Annotated in this window: 36 protein-coding genes and 1 pseudogene; 6 read left to right on the plus strand and 31 right to left on the minus strand. The window is 43.9% G+C overall.

From position 1 onward, the window contains the following. The first annotated feature begins 10 nt into the window (after positions 1-10). Both L7D49_RS06040 and L7D49_RS06045 read left to right on the plus strand, forming a co-directional pair. Entirely contained in the window at positions 11-1174 is a 1164-nt protein-coding gene (locus tag L7D49_RS06040; protein ID WP_238079928.1) for an acyl-CoA dehydrogenase family protein, read from the plus strand. A gap of 4 nt (positions 1175-1178) precedes the next feature. Then, entirely contained in the window at positions 1179-1736 is a 558-nt protein-coding gene (locus L7D49_RS06045; RefSeq protein ID WP_238079929.1) for an SLOG family protein, read from the plus strand. A 44-nt stretch (positions 1737-1780) separates the two neighbouring features. Here the strand turns inward: L7D49_RS06045 and L7D49_RS06050 are convergent, their stop codons facing one another. Together L7D49_RS06050 and L7D49_RS06055 are read right to left on the minus strand one after the other, a co-directional pair. After that, positions 1781-2152 carry a hypothetical protein gene (locus L7D49_RS06050; RefSeq protein ID WP_238079932.1) on the minus strand — a complete coding sequence of 124 codons (372 nt, stop codon included), beginning with the start codon at positions 2150-2152 and terminating at the stop codon, positions 1781-1783. 111 nt (positions 2153-2263) lie between these two features. Beyond that, the gene (locus L7D49_RS06055; RefSeq protein WP_238079934.1) at positions 2264-4054 is read right to left on the minus strand and encodes a S9 family peptidase; all 1791 of its coding nucleotides are present in this window, start codon (positions 4052-4054) and stop codon (positions 2264-2266) included. A gap of 188 nt (positions 4055-4242) precedes the next feature. Between L7D49_RS06055 and L7D49_RS06060 the strand changes: the two genes are divergently transcribed. Further along, positions 4243-4518: a DUF4190 domain-containing protein gene (locus tag L7D49_RS06060; RefSeq protein WP_238079935.1), complete on the plus strand. Its 276-nt coding sequence runs from the start codon at positions 4243-4245 to the stop codon at positions 4516-4518. 39 nt (positions 4519-4557) lie between these two features. Here L7D49_RS06060 and L7D49_RS06065 read toward each other — a convergent pair whose 3' ends face one another. The 3 genes from L7D49_RS06065 to L7D49_RS06075 form a co-directional block, all read right to left on the minus strand. Further along, a complete protein-coding gene (locus tag L7D49_RS06065; RefSeq protein WP_238079937.1) occupies positions 4558-4953 on the minus strand; it encodes a DUF4870 domain-containing protein in 396 nt (131 codons plus the stop codon). Positions 4954-5003: 50 nt separating this feature from the next. Continuing rightward, complete coding sequence (locus L7D49_RS06070; RefSeq protein ID WP_238079938.1) at positions 5004-5726, minus strand: hypothetical protein; 723 nt, start codon at positions 5724-5726, stop codon at positions 5004-5006. Between the two features lie 129 nt (positions 5727-5855). Beyond that, on the minus strand, positions 5856-6650 hold the full coding sequence (locus tag L7D49_RS06075) for a VLRF1 family aeRF1-type release factor (protein ID WP_238079940.1): 795 nt from the start codon (positions 6648-6650) through the stop codon (positions 5856-5858). Between the two features lie 147 nt (positions 6651-6797). On the opposite strand from L7D49_RS06075, the gene L7D49_RS06080 reads away from it, so the two are divergent. After that, on the plus strand, positions 6798-6956 hold the full coding sequence (locus L7D49_RS06080) for a YfhD family protein (RefSeq protein WP_238079941.1): 159 nt from the start codon (positions 6798-6800) through the stop codon (positions 6954-6956). Positions 6957-7060: 104 nt separating this feature from the next. Here L7D49_RS06080 and L7D49_RS06085 read toward each other — a convergent pair whose 3' ends face one another. The 24 genes from L7D49_RS06085 to L7D49_RS06200 all read right to left on the minus strand — a co-directional run bounded on the left by L7D49_RS06085 (position 7061) and on the right by L7D49_RS06200 (position 22594). After that, positions 7061-7609 (minus strand): GNAT family N-acetyltransferase, encoded by a 549-nt coding sequence (locus L7D49_RS06085; RefSeq protein WP_238079942.1) that lies wholly within the window; start codon positions 7607-7609, stop codon positions 7061-7063. A gap of 34 nt (positions 7610-7643) precedes the next feature. Then, the gene (locus L7D49_RS06090; RefSeq protein WP_238079943.1) at positions 7644-8006 is read right to left on the minus strand and encodes a cupin domain-containing protein; all 363 of its coding nucleotides are present in this window, start codon (positions 8004-8006) and stop codon (positions 7644-7646) included. Next, positions 8006-8476: an NUDIX hydrolase gene (locus tag L7D49_RS06095; protein ID WP_238079944.1), complete on the minus strand. Its 471-nt coding sequence runs from the start codon at positions 8474-8476 to the stop codon at positions 8006-8008. Before L7D49_RS06095 ends, L7D49_RS06090 begins: the two co-directional genes overlap by 1 nt. Positions 8477-8478: 2 nt before the next feature. Beyond that, positions 8479-8889: a VOC family protein gene (locus L7D49_RS06100; RefSeq protein ID WP_238079945.1), complete on the minus strand. Its 411-nt coding sequence runs from the start codon at positions 8887-8889 to the stop codon at positions 8479-8481. Between the two features lies 1 nt (position 8890). Further along, the gene (locus L7D49_RS06105; RefSeq protein ID WP_238079946.1) at positions 8891-9337 is read right to left on the minus strand and encodes an ASCH domain-containing protein; all 447 of its coding nucleotides are present in this window, start codon (positions 9335-9337) and stop codon (positions 8891-8893) included. A gap of 12 nt (positions 9338-9349) precedes the next feature. Further along, a complete protein-coding gene (locus L7D49_RS06110) occupies positions 9350-10192 on the minus strand; it encodes a nucleotidyltransferase domain-containing protein (RefSeq protein WP_238079947.1) in 843 nt (280 codons plus the stop codon). Positions 10193-10197: 5 nt separating this feature from the next. Next, positions 10198-10677 (minus strand): NUDIX hydrolase, encoded by a 480-nt coding sequence (locus L7D49_RS06115; RefSeq protein WP_238079948.1) that lies wholly within the window; start codon positions 10675-10677, stop codon positions 10198-10200. Between the two features lie 19 nt (positions 10678-10696). After that, positions 10697-11821: a DNA polymerase III subunit beta gene (gene dnaN, locus L7D49_RS06120; RefSeq protein WP_238079950.1), complete on the minus strand. Its 1125-nt coding sequence runs from the start codon at positions 11819-11821 to the stop codon at positions 10697-10699. 21 nt (positions 11822-11842) lie between these two features. Next, the gene (locus L7D49_RS06125; RefSeq protein ID WP_238079951.1) at positions 11843-12412 is read right to left on the minus strand and encodes a nucleotidyltransferase family protein; all 570 of its coding nucleotides are present in this window, start codon (positions 12410-12412) and stop codon (positions 11843-11845) included. Beyond that, positions 12409-13293, minus strand: coding sequence for a GNAT family N-acetyltransferase (locus L7D49_RS06130; protein ID WP_238079952.1), 885 nt, complete (start codon positions 13291-13293; stop codon positions 12409-12411). Before L7D49_RS06130 ends, L7D49_RS06125 begins: the two co-directional genes overlap by 4 nt. A gap of 13 nt (positions 13294-13306) precedes the next feature. Continuing rightward, the gene (locus L7D49_RS06135; RefSeq protein ID WP_238079953.1) at positions 13307-14167 is read right to left on the minus strand and encodes a hypothetical protein; all 861 of its coding nucleotides are present in this window, start codon (positions 14165-14167) and stop codon (positions 13307-13309) included. Beyond that, positions 14142-14465: a DUF2087 domain-containing protein gene (locus L7D49_RS06140; protein ID WP_238079955.1), complete on the minus strand. Its 324-nt coding sequence runs from the start codon at positions 14463-14465 to the stop codon at positions 14142-14144. The genes L7D49_RS06135 and L7D49_RS06140 overlap by 26 nt, the downstream gene beginning before the upstream one ends. A 24-nt stretch (positions 14466-14489) precedes the next feature. Then, positions 14490-14888 (minus strand): hypothetical protein, encoded by a 399-nt coding sequence (locus tag L7D49_RS06145; protein WP_238079956.1) that lies wholly within the window; start codon positions 14886-14888, stop codon positions 14490-14492. 45 nt (positions 14889-14933) lie between these two features. Next, positions 14934-15476 (minus strand): ribonuclease FAU-1 family protein, encoded by a 543-nt coding sequence (locus L7D49_RS06150; protein WP_238079958.1) that lies wholly within the window; start codon positions 15474-15476, stop codon positions 14934-14936. 12 nt (positions 15477-15488) lie between these two features. Continuing rightward, positions 15489-16028 carry a Rossmann-fold NAD(P)-binding domain-containing protein gene (locus L7D49_RS06155; protein WP_238079959.1) on the minus strand — a complete coding sequence of 180 codons (540 nt, stop codon included), beginning with the start codon at positions 16026-16028 and terminating at the stop codon, positions 15489-15491. A gap of 20 nt (positions 16029-16048) precedes the next feature. Beyond that, the gene (locus L7D49_RS06160) at positions 16049-16609 is read right to left on the minus strand and encodes an NUDIX hydrolase (RefSeq protein WP_272493165.1); all 561 of its coding nucleotides are present in this window, start codon (positions 16607-16609) and stop codon (positions 16049-16051) included. Positions 16610-16661: 52 nt separating this feature from the next. Next, positions 16662-17120 carry a GNAT family N-acetyltransferase gene (locus L7D49_RS06165; RefSeq protein ID WP_238079960.1) on the minus strand — a complete coding sequence of 153 codons (459 nt, stop codon included), beginning with the start codon at positions 17118-17120 and terminating at the stop codon, positions 16662-16664. A 725-nt stretch (positions 17121-17845) separates the two neighbouring features. After that, complete coding sequence (locus L7D49_RS06170; protein ID WP_238079962.1) at positions 17846-18496, minus strand: SIMPL domain-containing protein; 651 nt, start codon at positions 18494-18496, stop codon at positions 17846-17848. A gap of 94 nt (positions 18497-18590) precedes the next feature. Then, the gene (locus L7D49_RS06175; RefSeq protein WP_238079967.1) at positions 18591-19316 is read right to left on the minus strand and encodes an amino acid ABC transporter ATP-binding protein; all 726 of its coding nucleotides are present in this window, start codon (positions 19314-19316) and stop codon (positions 18591-18593) included. A 4-nt stretch (positions 19317-19320) separates the two neighbouring features. After that, positions 19321-20046, minus strand: coding sequence for an amino acid ABC transporter permease (locus L7D49_RS06180; protein ID WP_238079972.1), 726 nt, complete (start codon positions 20044-20046; stop codon positions 19321-19323). 49 nt (positions 20047-20095) lie between these two features. Further along, positions 20096-20896 carry a basic amino acid ABC transporter substrate-binding protein gene (locus L7D49_RS06185; protein WP_418895854.1) on the minus strand — a complete coding sequence of 267 codons (801 nt, stop codon included), beginning with the start codon at positions 20894-20896 and terminating at the stop codon, positions 20096-20098. Between the two features lie 165 nt (positions 20897-21061). Next, positions 21062-21223, minus strand: coding sequence for a hypothetical protein (locus tag L7D49_RS06190; protein ID WP_238079975.1), 162 nt, complete (start codon positions 21221-21223; stop codon positions 21062-21064). 18 nt (positions 21224-21241) lie between these two features. Then, the gene (gene cyoE, locus L7D49_RS06195) at positions 21242-22180 is read right to left on the minus strand and encodes a heme o synthase (RefSeq protein WP_272493166.1); all 939 of its coding nucleotides are present in this window, start codon (positions 22178-22180) and stop codon (positions 21242-21244) included. A 168-nt stretch (positions 22181-22348) separates the two neighbouring features. Beyond that, positions 22349-22594, minus strand: coding sequence for a hypothetical protein (locus tag L7D49_RS06200; protein ID WP_238079976.1), 246 nt, complete (start codon positions 22592-22594; stop codon positions 22349-22351). A gap of 126 nt (positions 22595-22720) precedes the next feature. Here L7D49_RS06200 and L7D49_RS06205 point away from each other — a divergent pair, with 126 nt between their 5' ends. Further along, a complete protein-coding gene (locus L7D49_RS06205) occupies positions 22721-23152 on the plus strand; it encodes a YusW family protein (RefSeq protein ID WP_238079977.1) in 432 nt (143 codons plus the stop codon). A gap of 75 nt (positions 23153-23227) precedes the next feature. Continuing rightward, the gene (gene ypfJ, locus L7D49_RS06210; protein ID WP_238079978.1) at positions 23228-24064 is read left to right on the plus strand and encodes a KPN_02809 family neutral zinc metallopeptidase; all 837 of its coding nucleotides are present in this window, start codon (positions 23228-23230) and stop codon (positions 24062-24064) included. 71 nt (positions 24065-24135) lie between these two features. Here the strand turns inward: ypfJ and L7D49_RS20410 are convergent, their stop codons facing one another. Then, positions 24136-24627, minus strand: a complete 492-nt coding sequence (locus tag L7D49_RS20410) for a methyl-accepting chemotaxis protein (RefSeq protein ID WP_418895855.1) — start codon at positions 24625-24627, stop codon at positions 24136-24138. 45 nt (positions 24628-24672) lie between these two features. Beyond that, positions 24673-25047, minus strand: a pseudogene (locus tag L7D49_RS20415) (PAS domain S-box protein); the annotation flags it as partial. Positions 25048-25122 lie beyond the last annotated feature (75 nt).

Below are 25122 nucleotides of genomic sequence, written 5' to 3' on the forward strand. Positions count from 1 at the left end.
GTATTCAGTTATGAGGAAAGAACTTTTTATGAAATCCGAATTGCAACGAGAATGGGTCGCCAAACTGGCTGAGTTGAAGGCATCCATCCAGGACGATGCAGATGAAAACGATCGGCTTTCCAGTTTCCCTCGGAAGACGATTCAAACTCTTGTCGATATGGGCTACACCAAGCTTGGATTGCCGAAGGAATACGGCGGAAGTGATATGACTGTTTCCGACATGATCATGTTGCAGGAGACTTTGGCTTCATACGACGGTGCGACCGCGTTATCGATCGGCTGGCACCAGGGAGTTGTCGGGGATTTATATGAACATCGGGCATGGAGTCAAAATCTATTAGATCAATTTTCAATTGATGTACAAAACGGAGCGCTTGTAAACCGGGCTGTCAGTGAAGCGCAAACGGGCAGTCCTACGAGAGGCGGCCGGCCTCAAACGATCGCTATGCCAGTAGACGGCGGCTGGAAAATTACCGGCCGGAAGACCTTTACCTCTATGTCACCTGTATTGACCCATCTTCTCGTCACAGCTTGGGTTGAAGAAAAAAATGGGGTTGGAACCTTTTTGATCAAACGCTCTGCAGCTGGTATATCGATTGATCCAACATGGGATATGGTCGGTATGCGGTCAACTGAAAGTCATGATCTGGTACTCGAACAAGTATTTGTGACGGATCAACAGCTGGTTGAGTTTAACACAGCGCCACGAACAGAAAAACTGAATGGCTGGCTATTGCATATCCCGGCTTGCTATCTCGGTATTGCGCAAGCTGCGCGGGATTACGCAGTCCATTTCGCTGCTCATTATTCACCAAACAGCATTCAAGGGACAATCGCCACTTTGCCAAATGTCCAGGCGGCCATCGGGCAAATGGACTTGGAATTAATGAAAGCCCGCCATATTTTATATAGCACCGCGGAAGCCTATGACGATCCTTCCAGAAGAGCTTACATGCAGCAGGAACTCGGTGTGGCGAAAGTGGCAGTGACGAATTCAGCTATTTCGATTGTCGACCAGGCCATGCGCATCGTCGGGGCAAAAAGCTTGGAAATGTCTTGTCCGCTGCAGCGATACTACCGCGATGTCAGAGCCGGTTTGCATAACCCGCCGATGGATGATATGGTCATTTCCAAACTGGCCGCCTTCGCGATTCATGAGGCCGAGAGGAAGTGATCAGATGCTGAAGCGGCTTGTCATTACTGGATATAAAGCGCATGAACTCGGGATCTTCAACGATAAGCACCCCGGCATTCCAATTATCAAAAAAGCGGTGGAAAACAGGCTGTTGCCACTTATTGAAACGGGTTTAGAGTGGGTGATCATCAGCGGACAGCCCGGCGTTGAGACATGGGCAGCGGAAGTTGCGATCGATTTACAGCTCAAATATCCGGAGCTCCAGCTAGCGGTGATTACGCCTTTTGAAGACCAAGAGAAAAATTGGAACGAGGCCAAACAGGAAGCCTATGAGAATCTGATGATTCATGCGGATTATACAGTCAGTCTTACGAAACGTCCCTATGAGGCACCTTGGCAATTCATCGAGAGGGATAAGTTTCTCCTTCGCAACTCAGATGGACTGCTGCTTGTATATGATGAAGATAACGAAGGGTCGCCAAAATTCATGAAAAAAATGGCGGTCTCCTATGCTGAAAAAAGTGATTACGAAGTAATAACCATTACGGCAGATGATTTACAGTTGGTTGCGGAAGATATGCAGCGGCAGGATTGGAATTGATTAGACAGATGGGTTGAATCCACCCATCTGTTTTTTGTTAGGTATTATCCTTTTGAAGCGTGGATTGAGGTAGAAGGGAATGGGCATGTTGTAATGAATATTCGGCGAATTGAATGCTTGATTTTGCACTGCCAATTTGGCGTAATTCGTATTTGGAGCGTGGCATCGGGAAACGGACGCCATACCGGGTGAACACTAATATCTCGAGCTGAACGCCAATAACTCCAGTTGAACGCCAATAAAACGAATTGAACGCCATTATCTCCGGATGAACGCCAATAAAACGAATTGAACGCCATTAACTCCGGATGAACGCCAATATTACGAAATGAACGCCAATAACTCCAGTTGATCGCCATTAAATCGAAATGAACGCCATTAACTCCAGCTGAACGCCAATAAAGCGAAGTTGGCACGCAGGCACCCAACCAGATTTACGAATGGGTTTACTGGTTATGCAGAAGTCTGCCGGGCGCACCAAAAAACAGCCTAGCGACACCTCTTAGTTCGCTAGGCTGTTATGCAATTTATTTCTGATGTTTCTCCAAAAACTCCAACATGCGGCTGTATACAGTAATTTCATTCTCTTTTTTCGAGAAACCATGTCCTTCGTCGTCGAGTACCAAATATTCGACATCCCGCCCGAGAGCTTCCAGTTTGGCTACAATCTGATCGGATTCCTCTTTAACGACACGCGGATCTTTAGCGCCTTGGATGACAAGCATCGGTTTAGTCATGCCATCTAAATAGGTGACAGGCGAGTCCTTTTCAAAACGTTCCTTATCTCGCACCGGATCGCCAATCCAGCGGTCCATGATCGGCTTCCAATGTGGTGGAACAGACTCGACAAAGGTGAACAAATTAGAAACGCCGAAAATATCGACGACCGCTTTGAAGTAGTCTGCATGTCTGCCATGCAATAGCAAGGCCATATAGCCGCCATAGCTGCCACCGACTAGGAATAGCCGCTCCCGATCCGTATGCCCGTTTTCGATAAGCCATTCAATGCCGGATATGCAATCTAGACGTGGCCCCTCTCCCCAGTCACGCTCCACCATCTTTGTGAATTCGGAGCCATAGCCAGTACTGCCTCTGAAGTTAGGGGCAAAAATGGAGTATCCTCTGTTCAGGAAACATTGGAACATGGAACGGAACATCTTTCTTTCTGCTGCCTGCGGACCGCCATGTGGCCAAAAGATAGTAAACCCATTATCCTGTTCGGCTTTTGGTTTGAATAATAATGCTTCAATTTCCAGACCGTCAAATGAAGAATACGTTACGACTTCTGGTTCTACCATCTGCTCTTTATTCACACCAAGCACCCGGTTATCCGTCAACTGTTTCCATTCCTCGCCGTCGGATGAACAGAAGATGTTCAAAGGAACCGTTGCACTCCGGCCCAGCAGATAAACAGCTCCAGACTTGGCCACTTCCAGCTGATCCACCGTGTCAATCGGAAGTGAACAAGCTTGCAACGTTTTCGACTCTACCTCGTATTTATATAGTTTATCGACAACTCCATGTGAAGTTGTTAAATAAAATACGTTCTTTTCCTTGACCCAGTTGATGGAGCCCACACTCTCCCCACTAATTTCTAATTCCTTCGTAAATGTTTGTGAAGGAATATGGAATGTAGCTACATATGAAAAGTCACTATCATAATCGGTGATGAAATAGATCGTATCGTTATCGACAAAGATCGGATTGAAAGTGACATGCACTTGATCAGGATCTGGAGTCAGATAAATCGTTTCATCCCCGATTTTTACAAATCCAATCACATACGTATTCGCAAGCGAACTGACATACACTAACTTTTCCTCATCCTTTGATACAGCTGCCAACTGAGTAGGAGCCTTATCACCGAGGTGCAGGAGGATGTCTTTGCCAGTCTTCAAATTACGCATATGAGTGTTTAAAAAGTTAGAATTGTCTTTTGAAGTGACATAATAGACACGTTCTCCATCTTCACTTACATAACTTAGAAAGAACTTTTCACTTGAATCCCCAGTGATCAAATCCTCTGGTAAACCACCCTCGAATGGCACCGCATAGATTTGATAGTTCTCGTCCCCATCCCGGTCAAATCCAGCCAGCACATAACGGTTTTCCGGATCGATTTCGATAAAGGCGCAGGACTCATCCGCATGAGCAAATAAATACGGATAGGTTTCAGGCAAATCTATCGCCCATAAATTCATCTTTCCATTCATATTCGTGTTGAAGATCAGGCGTTTTTCATCTTTGCTGATGGCAAAATTTGAAATTGTGTACGTCCTGAAAAACTGTTCAACTGTCGGTTTCGCAAATTGAATCATCTCATCACCCCTGAATTATTAAAAAAGTAGTACAATTCTTCCTCTTCCATTATAACGAAAATAGATCAGTGAAACTAGTAACCCTACTCATTCGTACAGTAATAACATAGACTATTGAAAGGGGATATTTCCTAGTACAAATATGGTAATATAGAAAGGAAAGATTTAGTGACCTGGAGGTGAATCGTGTGCAACAACCGCAAACCATCCAACATCGTCCGGAAGGAAACGGCCTGGCTGTCGCAGCCCTCGTTCTCGGTATCATCGGAGTCGTACTTAATTTAGTTATCATCATTCCATACTTTTTAGGTATTTTAGCAATCATATTCGGATCTGTGGGACTAAAAAAATCGTATGGCCGGGGTATGTCAATAGCCGGAATTATTTTAGGATCTGTTGCTCTCTTGATGAAAATCTGTTTTTGGATACTGATTTTCATTTTGGGCAGTATCGGAGATTACTAATTCCATTGCAAAAAAGCGATGACTGGACTGTCATCGCTTTCATTTTGCTTGATTCACTTGCTTTTCTGCCATTTCCCCGATAATAGGAAGCTTGTAGTAGTTTCCATTGTACGCTTGATACATCATGAAAATCATGATGGCAAACGCAAGCAATGATATGAGGAAACTAAAAATCAGACCAATGATAGGCAGGAAACCTAACACAATATTGATCAAGAAAACTGCCACCGCTAAAAACAAAGATTGGAAAGCATGATACCGGATGAAGCGGCTTTCTTTTTCAATAAAAAGGAATACAATGCCGATAATGAAGATGTAGCTGAGCATTCCACCTACATTAGGTGTTAAACCTATTGTTGTTTTCTCCGTTTTCTCTGCTGGTACGGGTGCCTGTTCCAAGTTCGGGTCCTCTCTCTTTTGTTCACCTTCGCTCAATCATTTCCCTCCTCATTTGACTATATTGAGCGGACCCCTGTTTCATTCCTTTATCCCGTACTTTCATCTGAATGTTTTATTGGGCTTCTTTTTAACTTAGCCGCGTAGAGCGTAGTTATCTTATAACCCTTCTCTATCTTCTCGGCCAAATCGTGGCTGCGTTCATAGATGATGGATCGCAGATGGTCCATTTGCCGTGCCATTTTCTCCAGCATTCCTTCTTGCCGATCAAGCCGGCTGGTCATTTCTAGTTGGGCTGCTGTTTGTTTTTCGAGAACTTCGGCAACCCTCTGTTGATCCTTTCGCTGTTCTTCCATTCTCACTAATAATTCATCATGCAGCTTTTGTGTGTCTTGTAGGCTTATCGTCAGTTCTTGGTTCGAGCGATGAATGGTTTCAATTTGCCCGATTAGCTCCTGCTGTTCGGCTTGTTTTGAGAAGAAAGATTCGTGCAATAGCTGATTTTGCTCCTCTAATTTCACCAATCTTTCTATGACATTCTCTTCAAATGCCGCCTCTTCGTATTGCTGCTCCCTGAGTTCCTCTAAACGATAAGAAACCGATAACCATCGATCCTTTTGTTTCAGCTGCTCTTTTGACAGTTCCACAGCCAGCTGCTGAATGTTGTCGCGCATCTCCTCGTCAATCATCTGCTGGTTGGTCTTCCATTCCGTGAGTGGATCATAGGTGTAGCAATCTTGATTTGGTTCATGTATGGATTCTTTATTCATAAACATCTGTGGATGTTGTCCGCCATTCATAAATAATCCCATGCCAATTCCTCCTTTGCCCGTATCCTATGCACTTTCCTATATCGGAGGTGAATTGCCAATCAGCTTCACACAGAAAAAAGACTGCCATTAAGGCAGCCGATTTTCACTCAACTCTTTCCTTTTTCCAGTTTATCGTTCAAATACTTGATGAAGCACTTTACTCGGTTCCACATTGATTAGGTTTTTATAAATGCAATTGTTCGGTTTCTGACGAAGTGAACCAGCAAACGATTTTGCCAGATCTGCTTCTCCGACTACGTATAGCTCTCTCCACCCTTTTTCCTTCCTCATATTTTCTACAATCGTGCCCATATCTTTATAAAATCGATCCAAATTTTCTCGGAGTCGTTGATCCAGATCATCGACATGGCTTCCGCCCGTGCCACGCTGGTTGGCTGAGTTCAAACCTTTCTGCTCTCTCCACACATCAAGGCCTGAGTCGAAGGCATATGTCTTTTCATCATGGACAAAGCCCATGGCAGTATCCAAAATACGCACCTCGCCAAAGCTCGGCAAGACGACGCCTGCTTGTGGGTACGCTTTCATCATATATTCAAATTGCTCCGTAACCGGGTGGTTTTCCCAATAGAAATTGGTTTTTACAGGGATTTGAACATAATGGACTGACCAAAGTTCAGGGTTCTCTGACGCAAAAATAACGACTCCTTTAAGCAAGTCGTTTTTATTGGCATTGATTTCCTCGGCCACTTTCGCTTTTACATTTGCAAATGCTTTTATTTCCCGTTCGTCTTTGGATGCTTTCAAATATTCATCCAGTCGTTTTAAACCATTTTTCAATTGTATTTTCCAAGCGCCGTTCTGTTGCTCCGGGTCTGCAGGGTTCGTGTTCAAATAGACAGTTAATACGCATCGATGATCACAGTGAAAGTCTTGTAAGGCTTGAAGTTCCTTGCTAATTGACATGTATACTTCGACCTCCTTGAGATTACTTAACTATTCTTATACCCTATGAAAATTAGAATAAACCAAATAATCTACTTTTTATTCTCCGTATAAAAATTTCTTTCCATGCCATATTAGTGAGGACAATATCGAAAGGATGATGGCAAAATGGGAAGAGATAATCACAATAATAAAACAGGTAAAAATAGTGCTTCATTGCCACAAACACCTAAAAATCAAAAAATCAATTCCAACGATATGAAAGAAGAAATCGCAAGTGAAATGGCTGAACTGCATCAAGCGAAGAAGAAAAAGAAATTCAGATGATCGATTTCTTTCTGGTGAAAAGTAATTGAAACAAAGCGAGCCGATCACCCACAAAAAGGATAATCGGCTCGTCACTAATTGATTTTGCAATTTGAATCTGATGATCATAAGCTGTCATTCCATTCGTGTGTCAGCACGCCAAACAACAAAGAGTCTCTCCAGTCATCCCCTATTCTAAGATTCTGTCGCAAATGCCCCTCCTCTACCATCCCCACTTTCTCAAGCACTCGGGCGGAAGCGATGTTGCGAGGATCGCATGTGCCGAAGATACGGTGCAAACGCAAGGAATGAAAACCATATTGAAGCAGTAGGCGGGCAGTCTCGGAAGCAAGTCCCTGTCCCCAATAATCAGGGTGAATAATGTAGGAGATTTCCCCTTCCTGATTAGACAGGCTGCGGATGTTTACTTCTCCGGCACCTACCAGTTTCTGCTGCGGCAAGTGAATGACCGCAAAAACGAATCGGGTACGCGGAATTCTCGTCGCATCTTTTATTATGGTTTGGACAAACTCAAACGAATCCGTTACTGTATTTGGTCCCCATGGTTGATAGCGGGAAGCCTCTGGTAAGGTTGCATATGAATGAACATCTGTCCAGTCGTCCAATGTCAACTCTCTCAGAAATACCTTGGAACCTGTTAGTTCACCCGTCATGGTCTACCACCTTTTCTGTCTGATGCACAGTCGGCTAATCTTGTGAAACTAAATTGTTTTTGAGAAATGGTTCCAACCCTTGCGTTTCCACAACCAAAGCTGTCATTCCCTCAGCAGACTCCGTTTCGTGTTCTTCCCCTTTGTCCCAAAAGACGATGTCTCCCGCTTTCACGTTTATCCCAGATTCATTGCCTGTACGTACACGGCCTTCCCCTTCCAAAACGATCAGCAATTGTGGAACGGCAGCTTCATGATAGCCGACAATTCCGTCTACACCAAGCTCTATAATAGCAATATGAGTAGGAGCATCGGTCATTAAAATTTTCCGCATGAGCATATTGGAATTGTACTGAGAGATTTCTTTCCCTTTAACATCAGCAGTTCGAAAGATTTTCATTAAAGTTCCCCTTCCCCTACACTAAACAAACGGAAATAATCTTGAATCATTGGCAGATCAGGCGGGCTGCAATTTACGGGGAGTTCATTCGGATAAAAAAATTGCACATCTAACACTTCATCCGAATTTCCTTGCAGCAAACCATGATACTGCCTGCAAATGTAGGTAGCGACAACGTTATAGACTTCGTCACCGTGAGGATATCGGTAATAGAATTCTTTGCCCGAATAAAAATTGAATGGGATTAGCTCGATAGCTGTAAGATTTTTTTCTTCCAACAGTTCGCGTTTAGCCACTTCCTCCAATGTTTCGCCAGGTTCCATCGTCCCGCCTGGCAAGCCCCAACAATTATTATCCGACCGCAGTTGCAGAAGCATTCGACCCAATTGATCAATTACAATTACATTCGCCCCCACCAGTATAATCGGCCGCGTGCCAACGAGTTGCCTTATTTCCTGAACATACCCCATCGCTATGCCCTATTTGCTTTGAACGAAGGACTCAATTCACTCCACACATCAAACAGATTTCCATCGGGATCCGCAAACACAAAATTATTCCCGGCATGCCCTCTATCTTCAATGTCACCGACTATCACACCCCGGTTTTGCAGATCTTTCTGCAATTCTCGTAACGCAGACTCTCCGTCTATCTCAAAAGTGAGAGAAAATCGCTTTGACCCCTTTGAATCCATAAAATTGGCCGATTCGTTTTCTTGAGATTTTACAAGAAAGAAACTTTGATTCGCCAAATCCAAAATCGCTTTGTCCTCATCTTCATAATTCAATTTCGCACCCAAATTTCCGACATACCATTGAGCGGATTCTTTCACATTTGTTACGGGAATATAAGTTGTCCCAACACGCAGCAGCTTTTCTGTCATGTTAGTCTCCTCCTTTGACATCTATTAAAGCAAACCGTTCACAAACTAGAAGCATTTCGTTGGAGTAGGGCAAACCGGCATTGCTCATTTCTTCTTTAAAAAAACGTTCATGGATATGTCTCCATTCCTCGTACGTTCCTTCCCCTTCCGCTAATGCAAATTCTTCATTGACTTCATTGAAAGGAATGAGTGCTACCTCCGTCGTCTTAATGATGGCGACGGGTTCTTCCGAACTGTTTAACACGATGCTATACTCATTTACCTCCGGCAGCGGCTCATTTTCCTTTTCATACAAAACGTATGCCGAGCATGTAGCCGTCTTTTTTCCACTGATTACTTTTTGCGCTAGCGCATCCGGCGTATCACCAAACATCCAGGCGCTGACCGCATCAGGCTTTTCCTTGGATCTCCAGTATTGATCCCAATACTCTTTCGCTGCTGAATTCATTTTGAATCCCTCCTAGATGATCATTTCGATAATTCTGCGGCATCTCTCTTCTTCTGAATGGATACCAAACTTCTTGCTTATATCAATGTTTAACCGATAAAACTCTGAACTTAGATTGGCTATTGTTTCTAAAATATCTTTCTGATCCCTTCGGCAATCCCATTCAGCCAGTTTCACTTGTTGCCAATCTTTCAACTGGCTTCTGGTACCTTCTATTTTTGACCAAACACCATACGAACTCTTTAGATGAATTCCCATTTCCATATACCAACCATAGGCTATCAGCCATCGAAGGCGATCTATATTGGAGATCGCACTGTACAATTCTCCTCTCATGGTAGAACGATAGGCTTCATGAAGAAATGCGAAAACCTTTCCCCTCCACCATTCTATATCCCTTAAGTCCGGAGTATATTTCAGCTTCTCTGCCTCTTCGAAGATCGGAGTTAGAAGACTGTACGGGTCATAATATACCTGCAAGTCTTGTAACCAAATGGATGGCGTAATATCTTCTATTACTTGGTACCATGAGTCTACTTTCACGAATCCTTCATAATGGGTCACAATAACAGGAGATACAGGGGAAGATTCCTCGTAGAATAAAACATCCCCCCACTTCGCAGCACGTGCTCTTTTTGATTCAATGAATTGTTGTTGCATTGCAGGGTTAACAATGACATGAAGGTCAATATCTGAATAAAGATCATAATTACCCCTTGCTAAGGAGCCTCCCTCAAAAACAGCCATGACTCCCGTGTCATTTATCAAGTCATCCAAAGCTTTGTCCAACAGTTGCTTTCGGTACTTAGGCAATCCCAAATCCCTTTCATGAAACTTGACCAATGATACCGACATCCTTATCAACTCCTTAATTTCACCAGCACATCCCCATGTTTCTGAAAGAACTCCTCCAGTACCGTGCGGTGGCTCCCTACAATATCATCTGGCAGTTCATGTGGATAAAAATATTCGAACGCCATAGATTCCTTCGGATTGACAACAAGCTCTCCTTTGATGGCAGTTGAATAATATGCCGCCGTCACTACATAGAATTCATCTCCATTGGCAGCCTTTATAAATTGATCAGGACCCGAATAGACATTGATCAGGGTTAATTCACCTACTGACAACCCCGTCTCTTCCCACAATTCCCGTCTTGCGACATCTTCTGTTGATTCACCAAGTTCCATCAGGCCTCCTGGCAGACCCCAGGCCCCTTCAGGAAACTTTCGTTGCTGCAATAAAATTCGGCCATGCCGATTCACTGCCACAACGACAGATCCGACAAATATCATGGGCCGATGCCCAACCAGCTCTCGTATTTCTTCAATGTATCCCATTATGTACTCCTTCTTTTCCTTACACCCGCAGCGGAGATAATAACTGCAGTGTGGAATGCTGTTTGTCCGGCCGTATTAATGCCGGCTTCATTAATCCATTGAAGCCTATAACAATTTTCTTGCTGTTTATTCCTTTTAATGCTTCCAATAAATATTTCCCATCAAAGGTCATCTGGACTGGTAATTGGCCATCCAGATGAAGAATGTTCTGAACTTCTTCCAGCTCACCGATTTCTGTTGATTTGGATGTAATTTTCATTCGATCACTCGCTAAAATTTCCAACCGAACATTGTTATGCTTCCACTCTCCTGAAAAGAGACAGGCCCGGTCAATCCCACTTCTTAACTGTTCAGCATCTAAAACAACCGATGTTAAAAATTCAGTTGGCAGCAAGGATTCCGTCTTTGGATACATGCCCTCAAGAAGAATAGAATACAGGACTGTATTTTCACATTGAAAAACAGCAAACTGACCGTTTTTGCTAATTCGAATCAATGCTGTTTCGGGAACCTTCAAGTTGGACAGCTCTGACAAAGCTTTACTTGGAATAATGAAATTGTCTGCCATTGAGGAATTTGCAGGGATGACAGCCTGTGCCAAGCGGTGAGAATCCGTGGCCGTACAGATGAGCCTGTCCCTTTCCACTTGCATATGCACGCCTGTTAAGACCGGCTTCGAATCACTTTTCGCGACAGCAAAAGCAGTTTGACTGATGGCTTCCTTCAGCTTGCCGAATGGCAATTCAATTGTCTGCATACCTTGTAAATCAGGCAGTTCAGGATAGAGGTCATCGGCATAACCGGATAGCTTCGTTGAAATCTCCTCTGACGAAACCGTTATTTTTGATTCTCTTATCGATATCCGAATAGAACTGGGCAATTTCTTTATCAGCTCTGCAAAATATTTAGCCGGGACCATCCCTTGTCCCGGTTCCACTAGTTGCACAACCGTTTCCCCTTCTACCTGAAGTGGAATTTTCTTTATAATAAATAGCTCCGTGTTGCCACCCGTCAATGTCACGCCATTTTCTCCCGCCTCAATTTTCAAGCCAGTAAGAATCGGTAAGACGCTTTGCGACGGACACACCTTGACGACATCTGAAACGAGAGAAGAAAACAATTGTTTCTGAATGATAAATTCCATGGAAATACTCCCTCTTCTATGTTAACTACCTTGATGAACATTGCACCAAACTGCATCCCACTTCTTTTCAGCAATTCTTTTTTCGAATATGCGCATTCGTTCCGTGGACTGTTTAAAAAACGGAGTGGCAGACACTCTGCAATGCAGCACATCCTCCACCCCATGAGGCATACATAACACTAATTCTTCATTGGCATCCAACTTTACACCGAACGCTGTAGCTGTTTCCGGGAATTTAGAGATCGCATCCGCAGAACAGTGATACGCGGGAAGATGATTTCGAAGATGCATTCGTGCTTGATTCTTTACGGACCACGGCTCGTTTGGATGCAAGAACTGCAGCCTTTGTTCCCATTCCTTTTCGATACTTTCATCCTCATTGTTTGGATCAAAATAAATGACATCGATATCTGGCAAAGGCGTCCGTTTTTCGAAACGGTGGACAACATCCCAAACTTTTGAACGAACGAAACCTGCGCAAATCCACCAATCCGGCAGATTAATGGATCTCACAGTTCGTAAAATGTCCATCATCCATTCATCTTCTTGTATGGCCAAAAGAATATCCTCCCTGGACTGCATATGGATCATTTCCCTTCCAGCATTATAAGACTGTGGATCAAATCATCTTTCACATTGAAACCGGCCGTCTTGTATAAGTTGATCGCTACAGAATTAGTTGCATTCACACAAAGACTTATCTCATCGATCCTCTCAAACGTAAATAATCGAAGAAGTGCCTCTTGCAATAACCGGGTTCCAATGCCCTGTTTTCGAAAAGCATTGGAAACGGCAATGTATTCAATTGAACCTTCCCCATGGGCAAGGTCGTCCTCTATATATACATAGCCCTTAATTCGTTGATCATCCGCCTTAAGGATTAGCAGCTGATTCTGTTCATTCAGCCGGTTGCAAATGGTTTCAGCATCATAATACGTTTTCGGAAATGCCTCTTCATGAAGTGTTTTGAACGCTTCCCAGCAGGACACTTCATACGATACAATTTCACCGGTAACGTAGCTCGGTTGTTCACCCTTTTGTGCCACCAGCACAACATGCTTGCCTTTTTCAATACCGCTTTTTGTTTCAATGAACCGTTTTAACAATTCATTTTCGCCTGAATAGAAAAAGTGAAAATGATCCAATTGATCCTCAACTGTTTCATATAGGCTTTTCCATAATGTTTCGGCTAGCCGCAAATCGACTTCCGGAACGAAAGGCCCCCATACTTCTGCGCTTCGATCCTCAATATCCAAATCAAATCCAAGTGCTCCGACAATCCGATCTTCCTCGTACGCAACCTTGAATGATTGAGACCACTCCACGTCCGAAAAATCGTTTTGCAGCGTATCTATGATTTCTTCCATCTGTTCCCCGCAATAGCCAATATGATGAGCCGGTTTGTTGTTCATTTCAGCTAAAAAAACAGAAAGCCCTCTGATGCTTCGGGGAGTTTCAATAGTAACTCTCAATGAATTCCCCCCTTTATGTACTTCGATAGGCATACAATATCTCAGAAATTTTATAAGCCGATACTCGTTTCAGATGCAGCGAATAAGGGCATGTCGAATCGACTTCTTTTTCAATGAAAGCTGCACCCTCTTTTAGCGCATCTTCTAGTTGCTTTATTAACATCCCTTCCAGCAAGTACATGCTCTCAGCGGCATCTACGCCGACCCAGCCAAGCTCCCAGCCTGAAGAATCCGCTTCATAAAGCAAACTGAAACCGATAATGGCCTCGTCTCTTTCAGCCACATAGCTATAGGTTTCCAGCAAACCATCATAGATGACCGATCGCCATTCCTCATCAGGCATTTCAGCTACCGGGTTGTCCAGATGAGTCTCGGTATAAGTCCGCTTGCATAAGTGGACGAGGCTTGTTTCAAGTGTTGGATCGCTTTTTATATCCGACACTGTGCGAAAATGTTTCTCATTCGTCCGCAATTCGCCAGCCGGTTTAAACCGAATGATTTCTGTTTTTCGGATCATCGGGATTCCATTCTCAGGTAATATACTTTGCAGTAAGGAGAACCGATCATCCAGCAAAAAGAACAACGGCTTTTTATATACTTCCCGTATGTATTTCACAACGTTGGCAAGGCTCGCATAATCTGCAGTCGACCACTCGTATGCCAGGCGCACATAGATGCAGTGCGGATGCCAGGTGGATGTATGCGTGGAGGCAAATGCAAACGCCCTGCCTTGATTGCGGAAAAGAAAGCTCCCTTGATTGGACTTGCTGTTCACACTCGCCTCCATGTCCAGCCGCAAATCTTCACATCCATTGAACACCTCATTGAAAAAGCCGCTGTACTGCGCCTTACACGGATTCCGAACTACTTCCATGATCCTCACCTTCTATCCAATACGTTTTTCCATCATCGTGCCGTCTCATCATTCCATTATCAATGAAAAATCGACGGATCGTTGCAAAATCGGCATAAACTTGCCTGAGGGTGTCATTCACTTCTTTTTCAGTGTACTGTACATCCTTTTCAAATCTTTTGATTATTTCTTCCGCAATGATATACTTTCGTTTTTCTTTACTCGGAAAGGTGTCCAGTGGACCATCCACACCGTTTCGGAAATAACTTTTCAATATCTTTTCTCTTTCTTCAGGCTTAATTTGGAATGTATCTTTCATATGAATCAACCTTTTCTCTTATACTTAAAAACCAATCTCGTATTCTTCTCCGTCTTCATTCTTTACAAGCATGGAACCATTCTTTCGCTCTAATCCGATTAATATATACGGATTTACTTCATCACTTTCAGCATCTATTTCTTTGACAGTGACGATTGTTTGGTCATCCTGAATATCTACATCTACGACTTCCAATTCTTTTGCAGGCGTTCCCGTTGACACGACAACCATACTTTTGCCCTGTGAGATATCAATGACTTTAAAGCCTCTGCGTTCCGGCTTTTCTTCCTGTAAATATTCGACGAAGACTCTGACGGCAGGCTCGTCCTTTATATCCTTCTTATTCATCACCCAATATTCTTTCGTACAAGCGCCAAGTAGAAGGATCAAGGCGATCATCAATGCTGCAAAACCCTTTTTCACTGTTTTTCCATCTCCCTACTATGTAGACAATCAGTAATCTATTTTTTATCTAACTCTCGTTAATTCACGAAAATGCAATTTAGTTAGCTCGAGCAATTGAAATTGATTTTCCAAAATCGCCTGCTTCAATGCATTAAATTCATTCCACGACTGCGAATATTCTTCAGAGGTAATAATCCCTTCCGAAAGTGCGGCTTCTAACTCATCTGCGTCTTTTTCAATCAATCTTCCATTCGGTAAGTAGATCAGATCGAGAAACAGATCATCCATCCATGGACCATTCTTCTCGCAATAACCATTGCGTGTGCATATATCGATATACCACTGGACAACTTGATTGGATGCGTCAAAAACAGTTGTTACGGAATACTGCTGCCCCTCTGGAAAATGCTGCATCCAACTATATCCTTTGTCTGCGATACAGACAGGCGTATCTCCATACTGTTTAACAAGCGGCGCGGCCACTTCATGCATGTGAAAGAGTGTCACATATCCTTTAAACTCTGATGTCTCGAAGTATCTCTCCATATAGTCCCGTCTTAAAATCCGCTGCCAATCATATCGGCTGCCAAATTTCCTTTTCAGCAAATTCTTTTCCCCCTACTCCGGTCTTCTGTCATACGGATGTAATTGTCCGACAATCCGTCCAACCCCTCCAGATTCTATCTGCCCGATTACACCGCCTGAGATTTCCTCGTTCGTCAGCCAACGGGATCCCGTTTCTTCTTGTATAAATCCCAAATAGACAACTTCCCGCATACAGCTAAACGGAATGTTCACGAGTTCGTCTTGAAAATACCGCCTGCTCCCTTTAACATGGATCAGTCGGAACGGGTTATCATGTTCATTCATGGAACAAACCCGCTCAACGACTTGATAATTCGGCGTCCAACTGACAATCAGAGCGAAGGGTCCTCGTTTTTTAATTGCCTCGCTAATTTCCACAAGGAAAGAATCCGAATTATAATCGGCTTGAATAGGAAATATTGAATGAGGTGGACTATTTTCCATCACTTGTTTCAGTTTGCCGGCTGTTCGACCTACAACTGAAACGGCATAATCATGCTTGGCTAAGTAGGTGCTCACATTACGAAGCATCCCCGTGCCACCGATCACAAGTGCATGCTTTGGATCCATCATCAATCTTCACCTGCTGTCCTTTATAAGGAAGGAATTCTTTGTGATGCTGCTAAATGATTCTTTGCCAAATAATATGCACTTACGGAAAACAACTGCGTAATCCGTTTTTCAGAAATCATCTGTTCCATCACATCAAACGGATATCGTTTCACTGTAATCCGCTCGGTTTCATCCAGTTCCTGTTCAAATTTCTTTTTTGCATCCACAATCAGAAAGGTAATTACCTTGTTCGTCTGTGTAGCGGGGTTGACCATGAAATCACCCAGTAAAATCGGCGGATATTCCGTAACATACCCGGTCTCCTCCCGCACTTCCCGAACGATTGCTTCCTCCCATGTCTCCCCCTCTTCCATTTTTCCTGCTGGAATCTCAAGAAACATCCCGTTCCCCGGATGGCGATACTGCTCGACTAACAAAATTTCATTGTCCTCCGTAAGAACGATGGCGTTCACCCAATCCGCATATTCATTCACATAATAATCGTTGATATGCGTGCCGTCTGTCATTTGGCACGTATCTTTCCGTAAATTCCCAAAAGGGGTTTTAAAGACATACTCGGAATCTAGCACTTTCCATGTCATTGTTATTCCTCCTATTTCGCGAAAGGCGCTGCCTCAGCGTAGACCTTGCGCCTTATGCTTCCTTCTTTAAATGATAAATATGAGTGTTCTCCGACTCTGAATCATCGCATACAAACCCGTTAGCCCGATAAAATGCATCCGCTTTCGATGATTCAGTCCGGACCGTAATTACCTCAAAATGGTCGGCTGCATGATCAGTAATCGCCTTCAATAGCGAAGAACCAACACCATGGCGGCGAGCATCAGACAAAACATAAAATCGCCTCAACCTGGCCGCTTGACCGCTCGGATCGTATGGAGACCGATTTAGCCCTCCAATGCCCAGCACGTGTCCTTCCGGATTTAGCACACAGAACAGCGCTTCACCAGGACCATCAAACCGATTCGATCCATCCCCATATTCTCGAACAAGCCTAGATACAAACCGATAGCCTTCTCTCTCACTTTCTACCTTCAATCGCTCGACATCAGCTTCATCTAATTCTCTCAATCGTTCTACCGTATAGTCCATGCATACACGCCCCCTCTTTTTTCCCACTCCCTACACATTCGTTATATGTCTGAACAAACCCTTTTATTTTGGCAGTCCTCTCCGAATCAAATTAGTTATTATTGGTAGGATAAACACTCCCAGTGTATCACCGACTCGCAGTGATTACCTCTGGCTCTGAGATGTATCACAGAATGCGAAGCGTTACCACCATCTCTCCAGCGCTTACCACCGATTCTTGGTCTGTTACCACCGTCTCTCTAACACTTACCACCGACTCGCATATTTATCACCGACTTTCGGGCCGTTACCACCGATTCTACATCGGTTACCACCGACTCTCGGACTGTTACCGCCGTCTCTCTAACACTTACCACCGACTCGCATATTTACCACCGACTTTCGAGCCGTTACCACCGATTCTACAACGGTTACCACCGACTCTCGGACTGTTACCACCGTCTCTCTAACACTTACCACCGACTCGCATATTTACCACCGACTTTCGAGCCGTTACCACCGATTCTACAACGGTTACCACCGACTCTCGGACTGTTACCACCGTCTCTCTAACACTTACCACCGACTCGCACATTTACCACCGACTTTCGAGCCGTTACCACCGATTCTCAAACGCTTACCACCGACTCGCCCCATTTAACAAAAAAAAACGCACAAATAAGTGCGCTTGCTGTAGTTTTCTCTTACGAACCCTGCAATCCATGAGTGGTTATGAAATACTTGGATCAGTATTGAAATTGGACTCTGACAGACGCCTGAACTACTATTTGGCCAGGCTCGATAGGGGTTGTTGTGGTTTTTGATAGGGCCATCATCGGCTGCGGGTTGCCCGATTGGAAGGAAGAATCCTCCGTAATTTTGATCGGTTTCGAATCAATCTGAACCTGCATTGATTCTCCCAGTGCTCGGGCTTTGGCTGTTGCTTGTTTCAATGCTTTTTGTAAGGCTTGCTCGTATAGCAGATTTTCATGCTCGACTCCAAACTGCAAGGATCCGACTTGGTTCACACCATTTTGAACTGCGGTATCAATGACGCGGCCTGCATCCATGACATTAGGTACTTTGACAGTGATGCTGTTGGTAACCGTATAGCCGCGGAATATCTGTTGTCCGTCAATGTAATCATAGCGCGGATTGATGGTGAATGAAGTGGTCTGGATATTTTTTTTAGGAATTCCTAAGTGCTGGAGAGCCTCAATGACTTGGTTCATCTTCTCGGCATTTTCCTGTAATGCTATCGTGGCATCCCTGTTTTCTGTAATGACATCCAGTTGGATTTTTATATAATCAGGTTCCCTTACAACTTGGCCAGAGCCAGTCACAGTAATGATTCTTGCCGCAGGACGAGTATGTTGCATGACATATGGGTAATACAATGGACTTCCACCTTTCTCCAATGTTCATCCTCTATCATATGCAACGCTCCCCCTCGTGACATACGACAAAAAACCAGCAGGCGCGGCTGCTGGTTCAAACAAGAATTTTACTGAAAAAGGCTTTCGTTCGTTCATTTTTAGGCTGATTGAATAATTCATCCGGAGTCCCTTCCTCGACTAGCAATCCATTGTCCATAAATGCCACCCGGTCTCCGACTTCTTTCGCGAATCCCATTTCATGCGTTACGACCACCATAGTCATGCCTTCTAATGCTAATTGTTTCATCACATCCAGCACTTCTTTGACCATTTCAGGATCGAGTGCAGACGTCGGCTCGTCAAACAGCATGACTTTTGGTCTCATCGCGAGGGCTCTCGCAATGGCGACCCGTTGCTTTTGACCGCCAGACAACTGCTCTGGATAGGCATTTGCTTTATCGGCTAAACCGACTTTCTTCAACAGTTGCCGAGCAAGTTCATTCGCCTCCTGTTTTCCCATCTTCCTGATTTTGATTGGCGCCATCGTAATATTATCAATGACCCGCATATGGGGAAACAGATTGAACTGCTGAAACACCATCCCGACTTCTTTACGAATTTCATTGATATCCGTCTTTGGATCGTTTACCCGTACACCCTCGATCAAAATTTCACCGCTTGTAATGTCCTCCAGCAAATTGATACAGCGTAAAAAAGTGCTTTTCCCTGAACCGCTTGGCCCGATGATGCAAATGACTTCTTTTTCTTTTATCTCATAGTCGATTCCTTGCAGCACATGTAATTCTCCAAATGACTTATGCAAGCCTTTGATGGTAATCAATCGATCATCCCCCTGCCTGTGTACGCCCGAAGGTCAGGCGCTGTTTTCGAGGTGACGGTACATAGCTGTTGCTAAACCGCTTTTCCACGTAACTGATCAGTTTGCCGAAAATGAATGTCAGCACTAAGTACAAAACCGCTACGGTCAAATATGGTTCCCATGGTCGCAATGTCGCCCCAGCAACGACTTTCCCGGCGTACAGAAGTTCACCTCCGGCAATCATGGAGACAAGCGAGGAGTCTTTCATCAAGGCAATCAATTCATTGCCGAACGGCGGTATCATCCGGCGCAGCGCCTGCGGCAAGATAATCAGCCGCATGGCAGTTTTATGCGGCATCCCAAGCGAACGGGCAGCCTCCATTTGGCCTTTTTCAATCGAATTGATACCTGCACGTATAATTTCTGCGTTATAGGCGGCACTGTTCAGCATAAGTGCAACCGCCCCTGAAACGAAGAAGCCGAGTGAATGGCCAAAAATGCTCGGTATCAAAGCTGTATGGATTAATAAAAGCTGTACCAATAAAGGCGTGCCCCGGAAAAAATCTACATAATATTTGGCGGGGTAATAAACCCATTTTTTCTTTGACAACTTTCCGAGTCCGACAAACAGTCCCAGAATCAGTCCCCCTGCATAACCGACAACCGTCAGGCCGAGTGTAATCCAAAGTCCCCGGATGAACAACTCCCGGTAATTCCAAATGGCATCAAATCGAAAATCAAAGATATCCATTCTCTTCACCTCCAAGATGCGGAATTATCATGACAGTTTGACGAAGTGTTTATTCCACATCAAAGCCAGTGATTTCTTTCAACTTCCCATTCTCTTTAATTTTCTTAATGCCTTCATTTAAAATATCGAGCACTTCTTGGTTGCCTTTTTTCACCATGAGTCCATAATATTCCTTTTCAAAACTATCATCTTCAACAGCTTTCAGTTTCACTTTTGGATTACTTTTTTGATAATCAATCATAACAACATTATCTCCGACAGAAGCATCTGCGTTCCCATTGATCATTTCTCCGATCGCCAGAGGCATCGTTTCAGCAGCCAATATTTTAGAGCTTGTATCCCCTTGCAACCCTTGTACGACAATATGGCCTGTCGTACCATTTTGAACGGTCACTCGTTTATCTTTCAAATCTTGAAAACTCTCCACATCAGAATCTTCCGGCACGAGAATTAGTTGACTTGCGATATAATAGGGATCCGAAAAATCAAAGGATTCCTTCCGCTCTTCATTAATTGTTATGGAAGAAACGGCAAAATCGACTTCCCCGTTATTTACTGCCGGAAAAAGTGGATCCCATCCATAATTCCGGAATTCCACCTCTACGCCAGCTGCTTCTGCTACCGCTTTGACGATATCAATATCAATCCCCACAATGTTCCCTTTTTCGTCCATATACTCCATCGGTGCATAGGTTGCGTCGGTACCGACAATTAATTTCTTCTTACCGCCTGCTTCTGCTGCGTCCCCTGTGTCACCAGTTGAACCATTTTTACTGCCTGTTCCGCATCCGACTAGGAATATAGCCATAACCAGGAATGCAAAACGCACCAACCATTTCCCTCTATTCATACTAAACATACTGACTCCCCCCTAAATTCTACAAATTTACTAAAAATCAGAATCTTGAATTGATTATATATGAAAACGCTTTCTGTAACAACTGAATATTTTTAATTATTGAATATCCACATATGTAAAAAAGCTTGCTTCCCTAAGGAAGACAAGCTTTTCCAGTTAAAATATATCGCTGATCAATCGTGCTAACGGGCGTATCATCCAGATCAGAAGCCGGATGGGCAAGAATAGTAATTCAGGAATGAAAAATGTCACATCCGCCAAAAAATCGATAATTCGATAACGCTCGCTCTCTCTTCTCCTCAATTTCCTTCTCTTCAAACTGCAACCCCTCATCCCTTATTGAAAGATAGGTAATGTGACAACAACCATCAGTAAAAAGATAATCGCAATATAGTTTACAGAATAAAGAAACATGACATATGCCCACTTCATATCATCCTTGGCGAAGAAACCTTGGATGGATACAGCCAGATACCCAATATTCATCAACGTGGCCAATGTAACAAAGACCATGCCAAGTGATCCTAGGTAAAATGGCAACGGCAGCAGACAGGCAATGTAGACAAACATTTGGCGCTTTGTCATTTGAAAACCTCGAACGACTGGAAGCATGGCGACGTTCGCTGCTTTGTATTCATCGTATTTACGCATCGCAATTGCAAACGTATGCGGCATTTGCCAGATGAACAAAATGAGGAACAGCATAATCGGTACAATATGGTAAGCAGGTGCAACAGCAGCCCAGCCGATCATCGGAGTAACCGCACCAGAGAGACTGCCTATCACTGTATTCAGTGTGTACTTTCTTTTCGACCACATCGTATAAAGTACAACATACGTAAACCAGCCGATAAAGCCCCAGATCGCCGCTTCAAATGTCGTGAAGAACAGCATACCCATTCCGACAGCGGACATTGCGATTCCAATGAGAAGAACAGTGCGTAAGGGAATATTCCCTGTAACTGTAGGACGTTTTTGTGTCCTTTTCATCACTGTATCAATATCCACGTCGTACCAGTTATTTATGACGAGCGCACCGCCCATCAGTATCGTGCTGCCGATAATCGTCAGCCAAAACAAAGTTCCATTTGCCCAAAGGGACTGATCTGTAAAATAAAGCGCTAGCCAAAAACCGACGAATACAGGCAATGCATTCGCAATCAGGACAGGCGCTTTAAAAAGGGATTTCAAGTCGGCAATTAACGTGCCGGAGCGTTCTTCTCCCCGGGTTGCCTCTTGCTCATCCCGCAATGAAATATCCATTTGTCGAGTCATTCTATATATCCCCCTTGGAGGTTATGATCAATTCATCATCCCTTTTATCATAACATTTCATGCAAGGAACTTTAATATTTTGGTCGTATTAAATGGGATATTTCATATGGGCCTCAACAATTCGTCACAAATTATTCAAAAACGAAATATATGGAAATCCTGTACGATTTAGCCTTCCAGGAATCCAATGTAAATCCCCATGGTGAATAAAATAAATATGATTGCGATATACACAAGGAATACAACTACAAATACACCAACCGTCACGATCAAATATGCTTTTGCGAAGTTATTTCGCGGATCCGCTTTATCTATTGCCCAGATGATGAGCATGACAAGATTGACGATTGGCAAGACGATCAGAATCATGGTGATGATCCAATCTTTTAAAGACATGGACTGTTCGTTTTGCATGACTAAATTTCGCTCCTTTCTTTTTTCTATACGTACCGAAACGTTATTAGTTTCGTTTTGGCATTTGAATAAGCCTTTGGGTAAGGGGACATGTTATTCATATAGGTATTTGAAAGGAGAAGAAGCATGAAAATCCATAAACTGATCAGCGTTTTACTTTTGTTCGTATTTGTACTCTCCGCGTGCTCAGATCGAACCATTGTCACGGAACGAAAAGAATCAAAAGAAACTGTAGGAGATACATATGGCTTTACTTCATTCAATTTAACGATTGAGACGAAAATGGAAAAGCAAGCGGTCTCGGTTATGTACGAAGAAAAACCGAAAAGGATAGAAGCCGAATATAGCAATAAAGAAAAAGGCATCAGCACTTTTGGAAATGAGGCGATGAAGAAACTCGATGAACTCTTCAAATCCATGAAATTAACGCCCGATATGCCAGAGGAGGATATGATTAAGACGGTCTCGGAAACATTTGAAATCAGTGACTATAAAATGATCAAGCTGAGCGTAAAGTTTGTCGGTCATGATGCGAAAGAGATTAGGATATCAAAATAAGCCAGTTCCATTTTCATTGATTTCGGGTATAGGAAGTCATACTTCATTTACCGACATAGTTAGGGAGGAAATCATATGGAATGGAAAGGTCGTAGAGGGAGCAGTAACGTTGAGGACCGCAGAGGCATGGGCGGGCCTGCCATCATGGGAGGCGGTATTGGCGGGATTGTCCTCTTGCTGGTCGTTATGTTTCTTGGTGGTGATCCGGGCGCCATTCTAGGCGGAATGGGCAATTCCACAGAGAATACCAGCTACGTGGAAACGGAACAAGATAAGGAGCTCGCGGAGTTTGTTTCCGTTGTGCTAGCTGACACGGAAGATGTGTGGCATGAGGTTTTTAAAGAAGAAGGACTTGAATACCGAGAGCCCACTCTGGTCCTATATTCGGGAAGCGTGCAATCCGCATGCGGAACTGCCGGTGCATCAGTTGGCCCTTTTTACTGTCCCGGCGATGAAAAGTTATATATTGATTTAAGTTTTTATCAGGAGCTGCAGGATCAATTCCAAGCACCAGGCGACTTTGCGATGGCATATGTTATCGCGCATGAAGTCGGACACCATGTTCAAAAGCTGCTGGGCATCAGCGATCAGATGGCTGCAATTCGGTCTAAAGTGAGTGAAGAGGAGTACAATAAATATTCGGTACGCCTCGAGCTGCAAGCCGATTATTTTGCAGGTGTTTGGGCAAAGCATGCACAAGGCATGGGTGTGCTAGAAAAAGGTGACTTGGAAGAAGCGCTCAATGCAGCAAGCGCGGTCGGTGACGACACCATTCAAAAACGCGCAAGAGGCTATGTGGTCCCAGAGAGCTTTACCCATGGGACTTCGGAGCAACGAAAAAAATGGTTTTATAAAGGATTCCAATCCGGAAAAATTGAAGAAGGCGATACATTCAACGCAAAAAATCTATAGACAGACAGTAGTAAACCCAGAGGTTACTTCACACCTCTGGGTTTACTCTTTCTAGTTTATAGCTTAGAAGCTCATATGATCCGGGATACTTCTTCAGATTGATCGTCCAATTGCGCCGCGGAAGAAGCAATGGCCAGAAAGTCTTCCATCGCTATTTGGATTTGTTGCTGGCATTCTTCAACATGTTCTTGCGCGAGAGTCGTACCAGTTGCGATATTGCCAATCTCCCGGGTAATGGACGCGACGCCTTCCCTAACTTCCACAATGGACTTCTCTACATTAGCAGAGAGCTTTCTCACTTCCTTGGCAACAACATCGAAACCTCGGCCATGCTCCCCTGCCCTTGCAGCTTCAATGGCAGCGTTCAACGCGAGCAGATTTGTCTGTGCGGCAATATCGCGAATCGTTTTTACGATATGCTGAATGGATTCCGCATGCAATTGCAACAGTTCCAATGTCTTTGTATTATCACGTGAGATCGTTGCAATGTTGTCAATAATACGAAGAAGCTCCTTGCTCCTGTCAATGCCGACATCTGCTCGTCCCGTCAATCCTTCCGCCATTTCTCGTAGTTCATTCACAACCTCCGTAATGGAAGTCTGCCGATCGGTAATATTGGAAGCAACTTTGGAAATGCTGATCACCCGTCGTCCATCCTCACTGAATACCGGCATATAGGTAGCTTCCAGCCATACTTTATGACCGTCTTTATGCTTTCGCTCCACCTTCGCCTGTTTGGTAATCCCCCTAGTTAACTCTCTCCAAAATTCAGAGTACTCCCTGCTTCTGGCGAATTCCGTAAAACATAAGTCCTCATGAGGTAAACCAATCATCTCATCTTGAGTAAACCCCATTGCATTCGCAAAGTTTTCATTGACATACACAATTTTACGATTTAAATCAAAGCGGATTATAGCCAAATTCCGTTCCAGCGCCTTCACAACGTGATCATCCGTCACCTGCTCGATTGTATGTGAATTCATTACTATACCCCTTCCAATTCCCTCATACTTGTAAGCCTATTGTATCAGTACGTTACTTTTATTTAATCACAAAGG

The sequence above is a fragment of the Sporosarcina cyprini genome, from assembly GCF_022048975.1.
GTDB classification, from domain to species: Bacteria; Bacillota; Bacilli; order Bacillales_A; family Planococcaceae; genus Sporosarcina; species Sporosarcina cyprini.

Coding starts and splice junctions, on each gene's coding strand:
- L7D49_RS06040 (WP_238079928.1), top strand. CDS start 11: ATGAGGAAAGAACTTTTTATGAAATCCGAATTGCAACGAGAATGGGTC.
- L7D49_RS06045 (WP_238079929.1), top strand. CDS start 1,179: ATGCTGAAGCGGCTTGTCATTACTGGATATAAAGCGCATGAACTCGGG.
- L7D49_RS06055 (WP_238079934.1), bottom strand. CDS start 4,054: ATGATTCAATTTGCGAAACCGACAGTTGAACAGTTTTTCAGGACGTAC.
- L7D49_RS06070 (WP_238079938.1), bottom strand. CDS start 5,726: ATGGGATTATTTATGAATGGCGGACAACATCCACAGATGTTTATGAAT.
- L7D49_RS06075 (WP_238079940.1), bottom strand. CDS start 6,650: ATGTCAATTAGCAAGGAACTTCAAGCCTTACAAGACTTTCACTGTGAT.
- L7D49_RS06080 (WP_238079941.1), top strand. CDS start 6,798: ATGGGAAGAGATAATCACAATAATAAAACAGGTAAAAATAGTGCTTCA.
- L7D49_RS06085 (WP_238079942.1), bottom strand. CDS start 7,609: ATGACGGGTGAACTAACAGGTTCCAAGGTATTTCTGAGAGAGTTGACA.
- L7D49_RS06090 (WP_238079943.1), bottom strand. CDS start 8,006: ATGAAAATCTTTCGAACTGCTGATGTTAAAGGGAAAGAAATCTCTCAG.
- L7D49_RS06095 (WP_238079944.1), bottom strand. CDS start 8,476: ATGGGGTATGTTCAGGAAATAAGGCAACTCGTTGGCACGCGGCCGATT.
- L7D49_RS06100 (WP_238079945.1), bottom strand. CDS start 8,889: ATGACAGAAAAGCTGCTGCGTGTTGGGACAACTTATATTCCCGTAACA.
- L7D49_RS06105 (WP_238079946.1), bottom strand. CDS start 9,337: ATGAATTCAGCAGCGAAAGAGTATTGGGATCAATACTGGAGATCCAAG.
- L7D49_RS06110 (WP_238079947.1), bottom strand. CDS start 10,192: ATGTCGGTATCATTGGTCAAGTTTCATGAAAGGGATTTGGGATTGCCT.
- L7D49_RS06115 (WP_238079948.1), bottom strand. CDS start 10,677: ATGGGATACATTGAAGAAATACGAGAGCTGGTTGGGCATCGGCCCATG.
- dnaN (WP_238079950.1), bottom strand. CDS start 11,821: ATGGAATTTATCATTCAGAAACAATTGTTTTCTTCTCTCGTTTCAGAT.
- L7D49_RS06125 (WP_238079951.1), bottom strand. CDS start 12,412: ATGATCCATATGCAGTCCAGGGAGGATATTCTTTTGGCCATACAAGAA.
- L7D49_RS06135 (WP_238079953.1), bottom strand. CDS start 14,167: ATGGAAGTAGTTCGGAATCCGTGTAAGGCGCAGTACAGCGGCTTTTTC.
- L7D49_RS06140 (WP_238079955.1), bottom strand. CDS start 14,465: ATGAAAGATACATTCCAAATTAAGCCTGAAGAAAGAGAAAAGATATTG.
- L7D49_RS06155 (WP_238079959.1), bottom strand. CDS start 16,028: ATGATGGATCCAAAGCATGCACTTGTGATCGGTGGCACGGGGATGCTT.
- L7D49_RS06160 (WP_272493165.1), bottom strand. CDS start 16,609: ATGACATGGAAAGTGCTAGATTCCGAGTATGTCTTTAAAACCCCTTTT.
- L7D49_RS06165 (WP_238079960.1), bottom strand. CDS start 17,120: ATGGACTATACGGTAGAACGATTGAGAGAATTAGATGAAGCTGATGTC.
- L7D49_RS06180 (WP_238079972.1), bottom strand. CDS start 20,046: ATGGATATCTTTGATTTTCGATTTGATGCCATTTGGAATTACCGGGAG.
- L7D49_RS06185 (WP_418895854.1), bottom strand. CDS start 20,896: ATGAATAGAGGGAAATGGTTGGTGCGTTTTGCATTCCTGGTTATGGCT.
- cyoE (WP_272493166.1), bottom strand. CDS start 22,180: ATGACTCGACAAATGGATATTTCATTGCGGGATGAGCAAGAGGCAACC.
- L7D49_RS06200 (WP_238079976.1), bottom strand. CDS start 22,594: ATGCAAAACGAACAGTCCATGTCTTTAAAAGATTGGATCATCACCATG.
- L7D49_RS06205 (WP_238079977.1), top strand. CDS start 22,721: ATGAAAATCCATAAACTGATCAGCGTTTTACTTTTGTTCGTATTTGTA.
- ypfJ (WP_238079978.1), top strand. CDS start 23,228: ATGGAATGGAAAGGTCGTAGAGGGAGCAGTAACGTTGAGGACCGCAGA.
- L7D49_RS20410 (WP_418895855.1), bottom strand. CDS start 24,627: ATGGCGGAAGGATTGACGGGACGAGCAGATGTCGGCATTGACAGGAGC.